This window comes from Paenibacillus sp. ALJ109b, from assembly GCF_010747435.1.
In the GTDB taxonomy this organism is placed as follows: domain Bacteria; phylum Bacillota; class Bacilli; order Paenibacillales; family Paenibacillaceae; genus Paenibacillus; species Paenibacillus taichungensis.
In genome coordinates, this window is sequence record NZ_JAAIFP010000009.1 from 64,835 (window position 1) to 78,970 (window position 14,136).

The window sequence follows — 14,136 nt, forward strand, 5'->3', positions numbered from 1 at the left end:
ATTTTGGAGGTGCTTTATGGGGGACAACAAAAAATCATTCTTCCGTATGGGGGCAACGTTGTTATTGTCGTTGAGCGTTGTGCTAGCAGGTTGCTCAGGTGGCAATTCAGGCAGCGGAGAGGAGAGCAGTAAAGGTAGTGAGGTGGGGGTTGACAATCCGTTAGAAATCTCGGTATTCCTGAACGAGGCCGGACAACAACCAACTGCTGACAACAAAATTTACAAAAAAATCAAGGATGAGCTCGGCGTTACATTCAAATTCGAATTTTTGGCTGGTGACAAGAACCAAAAGCTTGGCGTCATGATCGCCGGTGGGGACTATCCGGATCTCATCTCAGCCGATACCAAACTTACGGCAGCCGGTTCAGTCATACCGCTTGAAGATCTGATTGAAGAACACGCGCCTAATTTGAAGAAGCATTACGAGAAGTATTGGAATCAAATGAAGGACCCGAATGATGGACACATTTACTACCTGCCAAACTACGGTGCATACAACGGTGAAGTGGCTGATACTTACTACAGCGGACCTGCCTTTTGGATTCAAAAAGCCGTGTTGAAAGAGTTCGGTTATCCGACACCGAAGACACTTGACGAATACTTTGACTTGATCGCGAAATACAAGGAAAAGTATCCAACCATTGACGGCAAACCGACAGTCGGTTTCGAGGTATTGAACTATGATTGGAAAAACTGGGGTTTGCTGAACCCGCCGCAGCATTTGATCGGTCATCCGAATGATGGTGGTGTGGTCGTCAACGACGGCATGGCGGAGATTTTTGCAGACAAGGATTATGCCAAGACGTACTATCAGAAACTAAATGAAATCAATGCACAAGGCTTGCTGGATAAGGAAGCGTTTGCACAAAACTACGACCAATATATGGCCAAATTGTCCAGTGGGGCAGTACTCGGCATGTTCGACCAACACTGGAATTTCGGCAGCGCGGAAGATTCACTCATAACGCAGGACAAAATTGAACGCACGTACGTCGGCTTCCCGCTGGTATATGACAGCAGCACGAAGGACTACTATCGCGACCGAGCGGCGCTTAACCTGAACAATGGTTTCGGCATTACTGTAAGTGCCAAGGACCCTGTGAAAATTATTAAAGCGCTCGACAAGCTTATGGAAGAAGATTGGCAAAAGACACTCACTTGGGGCATTCAGGATGAAGACTATTACGTGAATGACGAAGGCCGTTTCATGAAAACCCAAGAGCAGCGCGACAATGCCGCAGATGCGGCCTGGAAACTGGCCAATAAAGCAGATGCTTTCTATGGAACTGCACCGAAGATGGAAGGTTACTTTAGCGATGGCAACGCCACTTCAGCAAGCAATCAGCCGGAAGAATATCAAGCCAGCTTGAGACCGTTTGATAAGGAAGTTTTGGACGCCTACGGTTTCAAAAGCTATGTCGATTTCTTCAGTGCTCCACCAGAGAATCCGGTGACTTACCCTGCTTGGTCTGTCGATGTGGTAGAGGGATCTCCAGCTAAGATTGCCAATACGAAGTTGAACGAGTTGTCAACCAAATATTTGCCGAAAGCGATTTTGGCTAACACGTCTGAATTCAGCAGTGTATGGAGCGAATACGTTTCCGAAATTCAAAAGCTGGATATCAAAGCGTATGAAGATCGTATCAATGAAGTATTGCAGTGGAGAATCGATAACTGGTCTGTGAAATAAGAAATTGTTGTCAGGAAGGAAGGCTACCTTCCTTCCTGATTTTTTTGATGAACATATCGCTGGACGTTATTCCTTTCAATATAAAGATGGATAGGAGCCTGATATTATGGAGGAAATTGTAGTGGGTACCAAGCCGCTCCGCCCGAAGAAAAAACCGAAAATTAGGCGGATTACTTGGCAAAATATCAAAGCACAGAGACAGCTCATATGGATGTCTGTTCCTCTGCTTGCGTACATTATCATCTTTGCTTATGTGCCTGTCTGGGGCTGGACGATGGCATTTCAGGATTACAAACCGGCCAGAAGTTTCTCGCAGCAAACGTGGGTAGGGTTCAAGCATTTTCAATTTTTGTTCACTGATGACAATTTCTTGCGCGTGCTTCGCAATACGCTTGCCATGAGTATCATCAACATGATTTTGGGTTTCGTTACCGCTATTGTTTTGGCATTGTTACTCAATGAGATCAAGAAGATCATGTGGAAGCGGACGGTACAAACCATCTCTTATCTTCCTCACTTCTTATCATGGATTATCGTTACCGGCATCGTAGCGACATCACTTGCTTCTGACGGCATTATCAACGATATCCTCATGAAACTGCACTTAATCAACGAGCCGATCTTGTGGCTGACGGAAGGGAAGTATTTCTGGGGCGTTGTTGCAAGTTCTCATATTTGGAAAGAAGTCGGATGGAGCACCATTATTTATTTGGCGGCCATGGCCTCTATTGACCCGGCACAGTATGAAGCTGCCGATATTGATGGAGCCAATCGATATCAAAAAATGTGGAATGTCACCTTGCCGGGAATCAAGCCTACCATTGTCATCCTGCTGATTATGTCGATTGGACATATTCTGGAAGCCGGCTTCGAGGTTCAGTATTTGCTGGGTAATGGGTTGGTTGTTGACTGGGCGGAAACGATTGATATCTTTGTGCTCAAATACGGGATTGCACAGGGCAACTATTCGCTCGCAACTGCAGGCGGAATATTCAAGACCGTGGTCAGCATTACGATGTTACTTGTAGCGAATTGGACCGCCAAGCGGCTTGGGGAAGAGAGGCTGTTATAATGACGAAAAAAAAACCATTGTCTGGTTTAGGAAATACAGCGGCGCTTTCCGTTCGCCGCCCGGGTGGCAGAGGTATGGAACCGTTTCTGTTCAATACCTTTAACACCATCTTCATGGTTCTGTTGGTGATTGTGACGTTGTATCCATTTTTGAACACAATTGTGGTTTCGTTTAATGCAGGGAATGACACCATTCGAGGAGGCTTATATTTATGGCCCCGCGATTTCACCATGCAGAATTACAAAGCCGTATTTGCATCAGGCACAATTTATAACGCATTTTTGATTTCCGTTGCACGTACAGTACTATCCACCGTTCTGAACATTTTCTTGACCACCATGCTCGCTTATACGCTGAGTCGGCGCGATTATATTTTCCGCAAGCTGATTACGACCATTTTTGTGCTGACGATGTATTTCAATGCAGGGCTAATTCCGGGGTACTTCCTGATGAAGGATTTGCATTTGATTAATTCCTTCTGGGTGTATGTCCTGCCTTCACTGATTAGTGCGTTTAACCTGATCGTCATTCGTACTTATATATACACGATCCCCGAAAGCCTTATTGAATCAGCCAAAATTGACGGAGCAGGAGATTTCAGAATTTTCTGGAGAATTATTTTTCCACTGTGCAAACCTGTGCTGGCGACCATTGCGCTCTTTGTCGCAGTCGGCGCGTGGAATTCCTGGTTCGATGCTTTTCTGTACACGTCATCACGTCAGGAGCTCAGCACACTGCAATACGAACTGATGAAGCTGTTGTCTTCCAGTATGAACGCCAACAGCAATCCTTCCGTTGCCAACGGCGTGGGGGTGGAGCATTCAACACAGGTAACTCCAATTTCCATTCGTGCTGCAGTTACAATTGTCGCTTCTGTTCCGATCTTGCTGGTGTATCCGTTTATGCAAAAATACTTTGTCGTTGGACTAAATGTAGGGAGTGTGAAGGAATAGATGAAGCAACTCCAAGCTAATACGATCTGTTATGCCAACCCGATCCTTCCCGGATTCTATCCGGATCCCAGCATCGTGAAGGCGGAAGAATATTTTTACCTCATTTGCAGTTCATTTGAGTACTTTCCCGGAGTGCCGATCTTTCGGAGCCGGGATCTGATTCACTGGGAGCAGATTGGCAATGTATTGGATCGGGTCAGCCAGCTTGATTTGACCGGGCAGAAGAGCTCGGACGGCATTTATGCTCCAGCGCTGCGATACCATGAAGGCACGTTTTATATGATTACGACAGATGTAAGGGGCATCGGGAACTTCTATGTTACGGCAACCAACCCTGCCGGACCATGGTCCGATCCAATTCGCATTCCATACGGTGGAATCGACCCATCTCTGTTTTTTGACGACGATGGCAAAGTATACGTGACCGCTCAACAAGGCGCCGATTACGATTCTCATGCTATCCAGTACGAGATCGACATCGTTACAGGTGAGGCGCTCTCCGAACCGCAAGTCGTCTGGCATGGGGATGGGGGGCCATGGACCGAAGGACCGCATCTGTATAAAATCAATGGTTTGTATTACATGATGTCTGCTTCTGGCGGGACGGCCAAGGAGCATCGTGAGATCATCGGCCGAAGCGATCGACCTTATGGTCCGTTTGAACGCTATCCTGAGCCGATCCTGACCCATCGACATTTAGATCATCCAATCCAGTATTTGGGTCATGCCGATCTGGTGGAGGATCACCACGGAGACTGGTGGGCCGTTTTCCTTGGCGTTCGTTTGACAGAGGACGGATATAGTGTGCTTGGACGGGAAACTTTCCTCGCACCGGTCGTTTGGAACAAGGGGTGGCCCCACATTGACAACAATGAAGGAATAGTAAGTCTAGATATGAAGGTCCAGCGTTTGCCCATAGTATTGCAATCTTTGCCTGAGAGCCATACAGCTATCGTTGTGGGCCGGGAAGAATTCGAAGGAGAACTTGGACCGCAATGGATGTTTGTGCGGAACCCAACAGAAGGAGCATGCTTGCTTACAGAAAAACCAGGTTTCTTAACGTTGTATGGTCAAGCGGGAGGTCTTGGGGACGTAAGTCAGATTACGTTTGTAGGGCGCAGGCAGCAGCATATTCATGCCAGCTTTACAACCTGCCTGACATTCAAGCCAGTTGTCGATGGAGAAGAAGCGGGGTTGTGTGTACGCCGGGATGAGGATGCACACTATGAGATTGGCATAAGACGGTTGAACGGACGAAACATACTCTTTGCTCGTTTGACGATGCGCGGAGAGTCGATCTTGGTTCACGAGAGCGAGACTGTAATGGAGCGGTTGTCGCTCCGAATCGAATCGACAGAGAAGGAATATAGGCTGACTTGTTCCGAGGACGGACAGAACTGGACAGCCTTGGGTTCAGGCTCAGCACGTGCCATATCACCGGAGGACTTTGTGCACAAAATGTGCTTTACCGGAGCGGTGGTCGGACTATACGCTACCGGCAATGGTAAGGCAAGTAGCACACCTGCCCATTTTGATTGGTTCGAGTACTCGGTCTGATTCAGTTGCTAATAAATCAATGCGAAGAAGGAAATTTAAAGGAGGGAAATTATGGGTTCGTTTCGAAAAGAGGCTTCACTGAAGGAATTGTACAAGGATGCATTCCACATTGGAGCAGCAGTGAGTTCGAAGACGATTGACAGCCAGCGTTCATTGCTTGCATATCACTTCAACAGCCTGACGGCAGAAAATGAAATGAAATTCTCCAGTGTGCATCCACAGAAGGAACTGTATACGTTTGAGGATGCAGATACCATCGCTTCATTTGCCAGAGAGCAAGGCATGGCGCTGCGTGGTCATACGCTGGTCTGGCACAACCAGACTCCGGATTGGTTGTTCGAGAATGAAACTGGCGGACTGGTGGAGCGCGATGTATTGCTGGAGCGATTGAAGGCACACATTGAGACCGTTGTTGGCAGATATAAGGACGTTATCTACGCTTGGGACGTTGTAAACGAGGTTATTTCCGATGATGCGGATGATGCTAACGCATTCCTGCGCCAATCCAAATGGCTGGATATCGCCGGAGAGGATTTTATTGCCAAAGCGTTTGAATTCGCGCATGAAGCAGATCCGCAAGCGTTGTTGTTCTACAACGATTATAACGAATCTGATCGACATAAGCGGGAACGCATCTATCGGCTCGTCCGTTCATTACTCGATCAAGGCGTGCCGATTCATGGCGTTGGTCTGCAGGCACACTGGAATCTGTATGATCCGTCCCTGGATGATATGCGCGCAGCAATTGAGCGGTATGCGCAGCTTGGACTGCAGCTTCAGCTCACCGAACTGGATGTATCGGTATTTCGCTTTGAAGACAGACGTACAGATCTCGTTCAGCCATCGCAAGAGATGCTGGAATTGCAAGCCGAGCGATACGAATCCATCTTCCGCCTGCTTCACGAATATAAGGAGCATATTAGCGCTGTGACATTCTGGGGGGCTGCCGACAACTATACCTGGCTTGACAATTTCCCTGTCCGAGGGCGGAAAAACTGGCCATTCCTGTTCGATGAGTTGCATCGTCCAAAGGAAGCGTATCAGCGTGTTGCGCGAATTACTGTACCCAAGTGACATGAAACGGATCAATATCGTTTCGTTTACCCCATAGCAGTCCCGAAGAAATACTCGGGAGTGCATATCTATTTGGAAGGAGCCATTTGTATGTCCGAATTACCTAAACCGCATCAACCTATAGTTACCCATATATTTACTGCTGATCCGTCAGCGCATGTATTCGAGGATCGCATTTATATTTATCGCTCCCATGATCTGGATCACGACGGTCCGGTGAATGACAATGGAGATCAGTACAAGATGGAGGATTATCATGTGCTGTCTATGGCGGACATGAATTCACCCGTGACGGACCATGGCGAAGCGCTGCATGTGAAGGATGTCCCTTGGGCGTCCAGTCAAATGTGGGCTCCGGATGTCGCATACAGAAAAGGCACCTATTATTTGTTTTTCCCGGCTAGGGATTATGATGGGATTTTCCGCATCGGCGTGGCTACATCGTTTTCACCGACAGGCCCGTTCAAACCGGAGGAGCAATATATTCAGGGCAGCTTCAGCATTGATCCCGCTGTGTTCGTGGACGATGATGAGCAGGCTTATATGTTCTTTGGCGGGTTGTGGGGGGGACAGTTGGAGAAATGGCAGACTGGAAGCTACGTGGAACATGCGGAAGGACCTGCTCCGGATGCTCCGGCGATCGGACCAAAAGTTGCAAATCTGAGTGAAGATATGCTCTCAATGGCTTCGGAACCGCTGGAGATATCCATCGTGGATCAGGAAGGGAATCCGCTGACCGCTGGGGATGAGGATTGCAGATATTTTGAAGGCCCTTGGATGCACAAATATAACGGGAAATATTATTTGTCCTACTCCACAGGAACAACGCACAAGCTGGTGTACGCCATTGGCGACAATCCGATGGGTCCGTTTACGTTCCAAGGTACCATTTTGCCGCCAGTCATGGGCTGGACAACGCATCATTCGATTGTACAATTCCGGGAAAAGTGGTATTTGTTCTATCACGATTGTTCCCTTTCCGGCGGCGTCGATTACAAGCGCTGCGTCAAGTTTGCTGAGTTAACGTACAATCCGGATGGCACGATTCGCATGATTGATCCGTATCCAGAGAAGTGAAATGGATGTGAATAGGACAGTAACCCGTATCCTTTTACCTGTAACCGTAGATCCCGAAGAGCCCTAGGTGAATACGCAATTCAGTGCAAAGGTAAGGTTTTCCAAGAGGAAAATGCTTAAAACTCCGTGCCGAAGCACGGAGTTTTCCAATATACGGGCAGAACGAATGGGATTAACCTAGTTGCTGCGAACCATTAAACCACACGGATTTGATCGACAAGGTATCCGAAATGTTAGTTGTTGGATCACCGTCTACGAGAATGAGGTCAGCACGCGCACCTTCGGTAATACGGCCGCGATCGTGAAGACCAAAGCAACGGGCCGGTTTCGAAGTAGCCGACTGAAGAGCTTCGATCGGAGTGAACCCGGCTTTCACCAGCAACTGCATTTCGTGGTGGACACTTGCCCCATGAGCAAGGCCGCCTAGGTTCGGAACGGGAACCGGTGCGACATCTGTCCCTACCAGGATATCAACTCCAGCACGGTGAAGGTCCATCACATTTTTAAAGCTGTTCTCCATATTGCCTTGAGGGAACGTATTGAAGCTTGAGTTCAAAATATCAATCCAGTCTGAACTTAATTTGGAATGAACACGCGGATCATTCGCCAATTCGGATGCCGTAATTCCAATAATCGATGAATTCAACACCAAGCACGGAGTAACAAATGCGCCTGAACTTGCTATAGATTTCACTAACTCGGAGGTGTACTCGGGTCTGTCGATAAACAAGTGCCCCAAACCGTCGACTCCAAAATCGATGGCTTGTTGCGATGAAAGAGCCGTCAAGACGTGGGCGATGACCAGCTTACCGGACTTGTGGGCTTCTGTCACGGCTGTTTTTAGAATCTCGTCGCTTAATACAGGCAGGCCAGGTGCACCCATGACCGTACCTTCTTCAATCATGATCTTAATATAGTCGGCCCCATTCTCGACTTGGGTATGCACATGTTTAATCGCTTCTTCGACGGTTGTCACTTGCGGTATTTCATCGTGATCGTGAGCGTATGCGGCTAACATTGCTTCCCGGTCTGCCTCCGATAACTTCTCTAGTTCCTTTAAAACGAATTCAGGTATTTCATCTCCATCTGGCAGTAATTCATCCGGATGGCCACCCGGAGCGGTGATTGCTGTGCCAGCAGAACGGACATCTGCGATGTCATTCACATTTTTTAACTGAATTTCGCGCCCTCGTTTAGTAAAATCACCGTTCATTTCGAGTTCAGTGGTAACGCCGAATTTTAGGGCATCTCGTAATCCGCCGATGGAAGTGTGGACATGTGCATCAATCAGACCAGGCATTAGAGTCGCATTATCTCCATCGATAATCGTTGCATCGGCCGGAATGTCTCCACCGACTGAAACAATAGACTCCCCTTTAATGACAACATGTCTTGATGAAATGATTTGCTCCCCATCAAAGACACGTACATTTGTAATCGCCGTAACTTGTTCTAACGCAGCATTTTGAGTTACCTTCTCCATTTGAAATCCTCCCAAGTGTTTGTTTGTGAACAATTCGAATAATAACTGTTAGTTTTCTAACTGTCAACTAACTAATGTTTTTTTTGACAAGCCAAAAGGATCGCAGTATAGTTTATATACTTACAATTAGATTCCTAACAATCACAGGAGGGAAGATTATGAAATCCCGAAAGGAAACACCCTATCTGGATTTATTTCAGATTATCGGTCTTAAGTTAAAGAAAAGAGCGGACGAAAGTATAAAAGAGCTGGGGTTAAACGCTCAACAAGGAAAAGTAATCGATTATATTTACGAAAACCCAAATAGTCATATTATTCAAATGGATCTTGCAGATCGATTTCATCTAAGTCGGGCCAGCATTACAAGTATGCTTCAAGCTCTAGAGCAAAAAGGCTTCATCGAGCGTAAAATCCCGGCCAATAATGAACGGCAAAAAAACATATACGTATTGCCAAAGGCGGTTGAACTGATTGAAGACTTCCAAGAGTCTTTCCATAAGGTGGAGGAAGAAATCGTTCAAGTCCTTACCGACGAGGAGAAGCAAGTATTAAAGAAATTGTTGATCAAAATCAATGAGACTATATAAAGAAGACACTTCCCTATGAAATGATGGCTGATTAAAAAGCTTTAGTCCCACTGAAAGTGGCTATTTTAGCGTTTTTTTGTTTAAATGTATAAGTTCTCGTCCGAGCCAAGGACAAGAACTTGTACTGATTATATATTAGATGACCATCTAAATAGATTCGTGAAAGATAACAATGAAACTTCGATAGCCCTATTTAATTAACCTAACTCCAAAAATCGTTTTAGATGATTATCTATAACGAGTGAATCTGCTTCGTTTGCACCGATTCCAAAACAGTGTCCCCACTTGGATTCTATAGCTTGAAAAACAGCATTCGGCATATGTTGAACGTCATATCTACTATCCTCTGGAGTGAAAAACAAATCACTTGACCCCGGCATAACGAGTGCAGGAGAGGAGATTTTACGTAATGCCTGTTCGATGTTGTAGCGGTCCACCGGATTAGCGCTGATGTCCCCACTTATTCCTGTACGTAACATGGCAATCAAATCATTAGCATCAAAGGATAAAAACACTTGATCCCAGTATTCTTCTACATAATGTTTCAATGAACTGTATCCCTCAGATTGATACAATTTCTCCAGATAGTATGAATTTGAAAATCCCCAAGGGGCATAAACTCTCCCCATCGCTGCGAGACCGTCAACAGGCGGTTGCTTGTAAAGTCCTCTTTCCCATTTTGAATCCGCTTGTAATGCTGCGATCATACTCTGGAATACCAGTTGTGCAAGTGGTCTCGTTTTCGCCGTTCCGCCAAATGGTGCAATACGTTCGACCATTTCAGGATAACTTGTGCCCCATTGAAAAACTTGCATTGCACCGAGAGACCAACCCACAACTAGCTTGATTTTGCTGATACCATATTTTTGAGTGAGTAGTTGGTGTTGAACACGTACATTGTCATACATAGAGATGAGAGGGAAATTAGACTTATCGAAAGGAGCAGGAGTGTTACTGGGAGAGGACGATAATCCGTTACCCAACATATTGGGCACAATGATAAAATATCGATTGGGATCTAGTGCCTTGTTCTCTCCAATTAACCATTCATTATCGGTGTGAAGCCCAGCAAACCAAGTCGGATACACAATGACATTATTTTTTGCGGCATTTAAGGTACCGTAGGTCTTGTAAGCAATAAATGCTTGAGGGAGTTGCTGTCCAGATTGAAGCAATATATCTCCAAGGGGATACGTTTCATAATCATTCATTAATGGATGCTCCTTCATAACCAAATTAGTAATAACTTGATTTTCACTCTACAATACGCTTATCATCAATTCAACGAAACGTTTTTGAAGGTAACATTCAATTTTTTTGAACAAAGTAGGTGCTCGATTATGGAAATACGTCAACTAAAAACCTTTTGGACTCTGGCTTCTACACGCAGCTTTGGTCGGACTGCTGAACTATTGAGCTATGTACCATCTACGATAACCATGCAAATCAAATCCTTGGAAGAAGAATTAGGCGTGAAATTGCTGGATCGATTAGGCAAGAATGTCATGTTAACGGATGCCGGTCAACAATTCTTGCCTTATGCTACTAAAATTTTGAACGATGTAGAAGAGGCCAAAAGTGTATCAAGTCAGCACGGGGAAACGACAGGAACGGTTACTATCGGGGCAGACGAAGTTCTTTGTGCATACTTTCTTCCTGCGTTGTTTAAACGTTTCCGTAAAGACTTTCCAGACGTTCGTCTTTTGTTTCGTCCCTTGTCCGGACAAGAGCTTAAAAATAGCCTAAGAGAAGGACATACAGATGTGATATTTGTATTGGATGAATTCGTTGGAGGCAGAGACTTGCATTCAGAATTTTTGAAAGAGGAGTATTTTAAAATGGTGGTTTCTCCAGATCATATGTTAGCAATTCGCTCTTCATTGATCATTGATGACTTTCACAAACAGCATTTTTTGTTGACTGAAAAAAACTGTTCTTATCGCACTCCTTTTAACCAGTCTTTATTGAAAAAAGGCGCCGATGCTTTGACAGAACTGGAGTTTCATAGTGTCGAAGCAATTAAACAATGTGCTGTGGCTGGTCTGGGGATCGCCCTTTTACCTGAGATGGCTTTGAAGGAAGAATTAAGAGAGGGTAGACTAGTTGCTTTACCATGGGATTTATCGGATGTATCCTTTTCCGCACAGATGCTCTGGCATCGTGAGAAATGGATTTCTCCATCAATGGCTGCCTTCATCGATATCGCAAAGTGTGAGTTAAAAACGAAAGAAATATCTGGTTCATCAGAGGGTGAACAACAAAGGAAACGCCCATGAAAGGAATCTAAGGAGAGGGTCATATGCTACTAAAAGAGTTTGATTTAGATTTACCATATATTGTAGATCAAGAAAATGTTAATTCAATAATAAAAAATCAAAAATGTGAGTATAACGAAGCAATAAAATTAGATTATGAGTTGAATTGGAAATGGAAAAGACGTTCATTTAGATTGGAAACTCGCTGTATTACAGCGATGTATGAACGCTTGTTTGGGAAATATAAAACGAAAGATTGTTGGAAAGTCCTTATAGAATGTGTAGATCACATTTCGGACGAAAGGATTGTTAATATTTCAGGTGTGTGTTCAGTGCCAATCCAATTTAGTTTAAATGAATTTGGTGTAAAAAGTGAGTTGGAGAAAAAAAGGACAACGCTCAGACTACTTATGGACGGGATAGAGAAACTTACTATATATAATAATTGGGATGTTAAGCCATTTAGAGAGATTGCTTTGCAAATAGAGCAGTTAGGTTATGTAAATGAATGGACCTGGAAAAAAACCATAAAGAGCCCTAATAAGATGTACAATGCTAAAGTCATATGTCACCATAAAGTAGAAAGTTTGGATATATTTATATCTATAATGCATTCCGATGGTACGCAAATACTTTTAAAGAAGGTCATATCAGAACTACCAGATGAATTTGCCTATGCTAGACATCTGGGTGAACTTAAATGGTTATCTGATTTTGAAGTTGCTTTGATTAATAAAAAAGGTGATGAGAAGGTTTCGGTAACCCTAGAACAGATACGATCATAATGGAAAAAAGATAAAAGATGAGTGGAACAATGAAATTAAAAGAATTTTTATACTGTTAATATCCGTTATGTCATGAGGCAAAAATAGGGTTCTCTTGAAAGCCGCTAAATTAGCGATTTTAGTTCCTTGGCTCCGTTCATTATTAAGGGCATTGTCTGTTTAACGAACGATTCCGCACTTGATGGACGCCCCTCATTGTTCCAAACGTAAGCCGCCCCATACATCCCCCAACTTAACATGATAGAAGCTGTATTTATTAGTAAGTGTGCGTTTGGACTCGATGGCATCTTGTCTTTGTCTATAAAGGAAAGAAGTATCGATTGGATTTTTTCCTTTATTTGAATTTCGAATACAGATCCAAGCGATGTATACCTTCTTTTACACATCGTGCTTAGACCCTCATGAAAATCGCACACACCTAGAAAAATACTCTGAATTGTTTCTTCATTTAACACTTCGTGACCGTCTATTCTACGATTTATGATTGTCATAAATGATTCCATTAGTTTGGTCTCAAGAATTTCAAACTTATCAACAAAGTGCGCATAAAAAGTCGCTCTGTTAACAGTAGCCCGCTCTGCTATATCCCTGACGGTGATCGATTCAAAATCTTTTTCTTGAATTAATGAAGCAAAAGCGTCTTGAAGGAGTCGCCGTGTACGTATCACACGAGGATCAGCTTCATTCTTTTTATTTGTCATCGTTAAAATCTCCCCTCATAAAACGACATTATAGAAGTGATGTTGTCTATCCAACGGTTTACGGTTATTGATGATTGCGTACCATTCGGTTGGTATTATAACATACAAATACAACAAGTGTTGTTCAAATTACTCATGTTGTATTGAAACCAAAGCAGAACGCTGCTTTTCCAAAAGGAGGAGAGAACCATGTCAGCTTCACAACCGTCACTAACGATGGAGCAACAACTTTTTTTTGATGTTATTGGAGAACGCCGGTCGGTTCGTAGTTATGATCCCGAGATTAAGATTTCGCGGGAGGAATTGAACGAAATATTACGGCAAGCTACGCTGGCTCCTTCAGCCGCTAACCTGCAACCGTCGCGTTTTCTCATAATCGACTCGCCGGAGCTGAAGCAGAAGCTGCTTCCGATTGCATTTAATCAACAGCAAGTGGTCGAGGCTTCGGCTGTCATTGCGGTACTTGGAGATTTAGAATGTTATAAATTGGCCGAAAAAATATACGGAATGACGGTCGATGAGGGTTACATGCCTGCAGAGACGGCTAAATCGTTCGTGGAACGTTATACCGGGATGTATTCGAGCATGCCGCCCGAGGCCATCCGCGAAAAAGTGTATACCGACGGCGGGCTAGTATCGATGCAACTCATGCTTGTCGCCCGGGCTAAAGGCTACGACACGGTATCGATGGGCGGCTACGATAAACAAAAGTTCATGGAAGCTTTCCGTATATCCGAACGCTACGTTCCGATTATGCTGATCGCCATCGGCAAGGCGGCGAAGCCCGGTCATCCGACGGTACGGCTGGCAGTCGATGATGTAGCTTTCTTTAACGAAATGCCTAAGGAAGATCTCGATGAAATAACGTGTGAGCGTTGAAGTCCTATATATTCTCATCATGC

Annotated in this window: 13 protein-coding genes; 10 read left to right on the forward strand and 3 right to left on the reverse strand. The window is 44.7% G+C overall.

Going from position 1 to position 14,136, the window contains the following annotated elements; all coding sequences use genetic code 11:
* Nucleotides 1-16: 16 nt before the first annotated feature.
* From G3352_RS12435 to G3352_RS12460, 6 genes are all read left to right on the forward strand, one after another.
* On the forward strand, nucleotides 17-1,690 hold the full coding sequence (locus G3352_RS12435; RefSeq protein ID WP_163756926.1) for a type 2 periplasmic-binding domain-containing protein: 1,674 nt from the start codon (nucleotides 17-19) through the stop codon (nucleotides 1,688-1,690).
* Nucleotides 1,691-1,796: 106 nt separating this feature from the next.
* Complete coding sequence (locus G3352_RS12440) at nucleotides 1,797-2,762, forward strand: ABC transporter permease (RefSeq protein ID WP_090899167.1); 966 nt, start codon at nucleotides 1,797-1,799, stop codon at nucleotides 2,760-2,762.
* A gap of 74 nt (nucleotides 2,763-2,836) precedes the next feature.
* Entirely contained in the window at nucleotides 2,837-3,715 is an 879-nt protein-coding gene (locus tag G3352_RS12445) for a carbohydrate ABC transporter permease (RefSeq protein ID WP_240343058.1), read from the forward strand.
* Complete coding sequence (locus G3352_RS12450; protein WP_163756930.1) at nucleotides 3,716-5,272, forward strand: glycoside hydrolase family 43 protein; 1,557 nt, start codon at nucleotides 3,716-3,718, stop codon at nucleotides 5,270-5,272. It begins immediately after the preceding gene.
* A gap of 51 nt (nucleotides 5,273-5,323) precedes the next feature.
* Nucleotides 5,324-6,346, forward strand: coding sequence for an endo-1,4-beta-xylanase (locus G3352_RS12455; protein WP_163756933.1), 1,023 nt, complete (start codon nucleotides 5,324-5,326; stop codon nucleotides 6,344-6,346).
* A 90-nt stretch (nucleotides 6,347-6,436) separates the two neighbouring features.
* Nucleotides 6,437-7,423 carry a glycoside hydrolase family 43 protein gene (locus tag G3352_RS12460; protein ID WP_163756935.1) on the forward strand — a complete coding sequence of 329 codons (987 nt, stop codon included), beginning with the start codon at nucleotides 6,437-6,439 and terminating at the stop codon, nucleotides 7,421-7,423.
* 172 nt (nucleotides 7,424-7,595) lie between these two features.
* Here G3352_RS12460 and G3352_RS12465 read toward each other — a convergent pair whose 3' ends face one another.
* Nucleotides 7,596-8,906 carry an amidohydrolase family protein gene (locus tag G3352_RS12465; RefSeq protein WP_163756937.1) on the reverse strand — a complete coding sequence of 437 codons (1,311 nt, stop codon included), beginning with the start codon at nucleotides 8,904-8,906 and terminating at the stop codon, nucleotides 7,596-7,598.
* 158 nt (nucleotides 8,907-9,064) lie between these two features.
* Here G3352_RS12465 and G3352_RS12470 point away from each other — a divergent pair, with 158 nt between their 5' ends.
* Nucleotides 9,065-9,493 carry a MarR family winged helix-turn-helix transcriptional regulator gene (locus G3352_RS12470; RefSeq protein WP_163756939.1) on the forward strand — a complete coding sequence of 143 codons (429 nt, stop codon included), beginning with the start codon at nucleotides 9,065-9,067 and terminating at the stop codon, nucleotides 9,491-9,493.
* A 197-nt stretch (nucleotides 9,494-9,690) separates the two neighbouring features.
* On the opposite strand, the gene G3352_RS12475 is transcribed toward G3352_RS12470, so the two are convergent.
* A complete protein-coding gene (locus tag G3352_RS12475; RefSeq protein WP_163756941.1) occupies nucleotides 9,691-10,704 on the reverse strand; it encodes an alpha/beta fold hydrolase in 1,014 nt (337 codons plus the stop codon).
* A 129-nt stretch (nucleotides 10,705-10,833) separates the two neighbouring features.
* Here G3352_RS12475 and G3352_RS12480 point away from each other — a divergent pair, with 129 nt between their 5' ends.
* Nucleotides 10,834-11,769 (forward strand): LysR family transcriptional regulator, encoded by a 936-nt coding sequence (locus tag G3352_RS12480; protein WP_163756943.1) that lies wholly within the window; start codon nucleotides 10,834-10,836, stop codon nucleotides 11,767-11,769.
* A 23-nt stretch (nucleotides 11,770-11,792) separates the two neighbouring features.
* Entirely contained in the window at nucleotides 11,793-12,533 is a 741-nt protein-coding gene (locus G3352_RS12485) for a hypothetical protein (protein ID WP_163756945.1), read from the forward strand.
* A 104-nt stretch (nucleotides 12,534-12,637) separates the two neighbouring features.
* Here the strand turns inward: G3352_RS12485 and G3352_RS12490 are convergent, their stop codons facing one another.
* Nucleotides 12,638-13,234: a TetR/AcrR family transcriptional regulator gene (locus tag G3352_RS12490; RefSeq protein ID WP_163756947.1), complete on the reverse strand. Its 597-nt coding sequence runs from the start codon at nucleotides 13,232-13,234 to the stop codon at nucleotides 12,638-12,640.
* A 189-nt stretch (nucleotides 13,235-13,423) separates the two neighbouring features.
* Between G3352_RS12490 and G3352_RS12495 the strand changes: the two genes are divergently transcribed.
* Nucleotides 13,424-14,113, forward strand: a complete 690-nt coding sequence (locus G3352_RS12495) for a nitroreductase family protein (RefSeq protein ID WP_163756949.1) — start codon at nucleotides 13,424-13,426, stop codon at nucleotides 14,111-14,113.
* The last annotated feature ends 23 nt before the right edge of the window (nucleotides 14,114-14,136 follow it).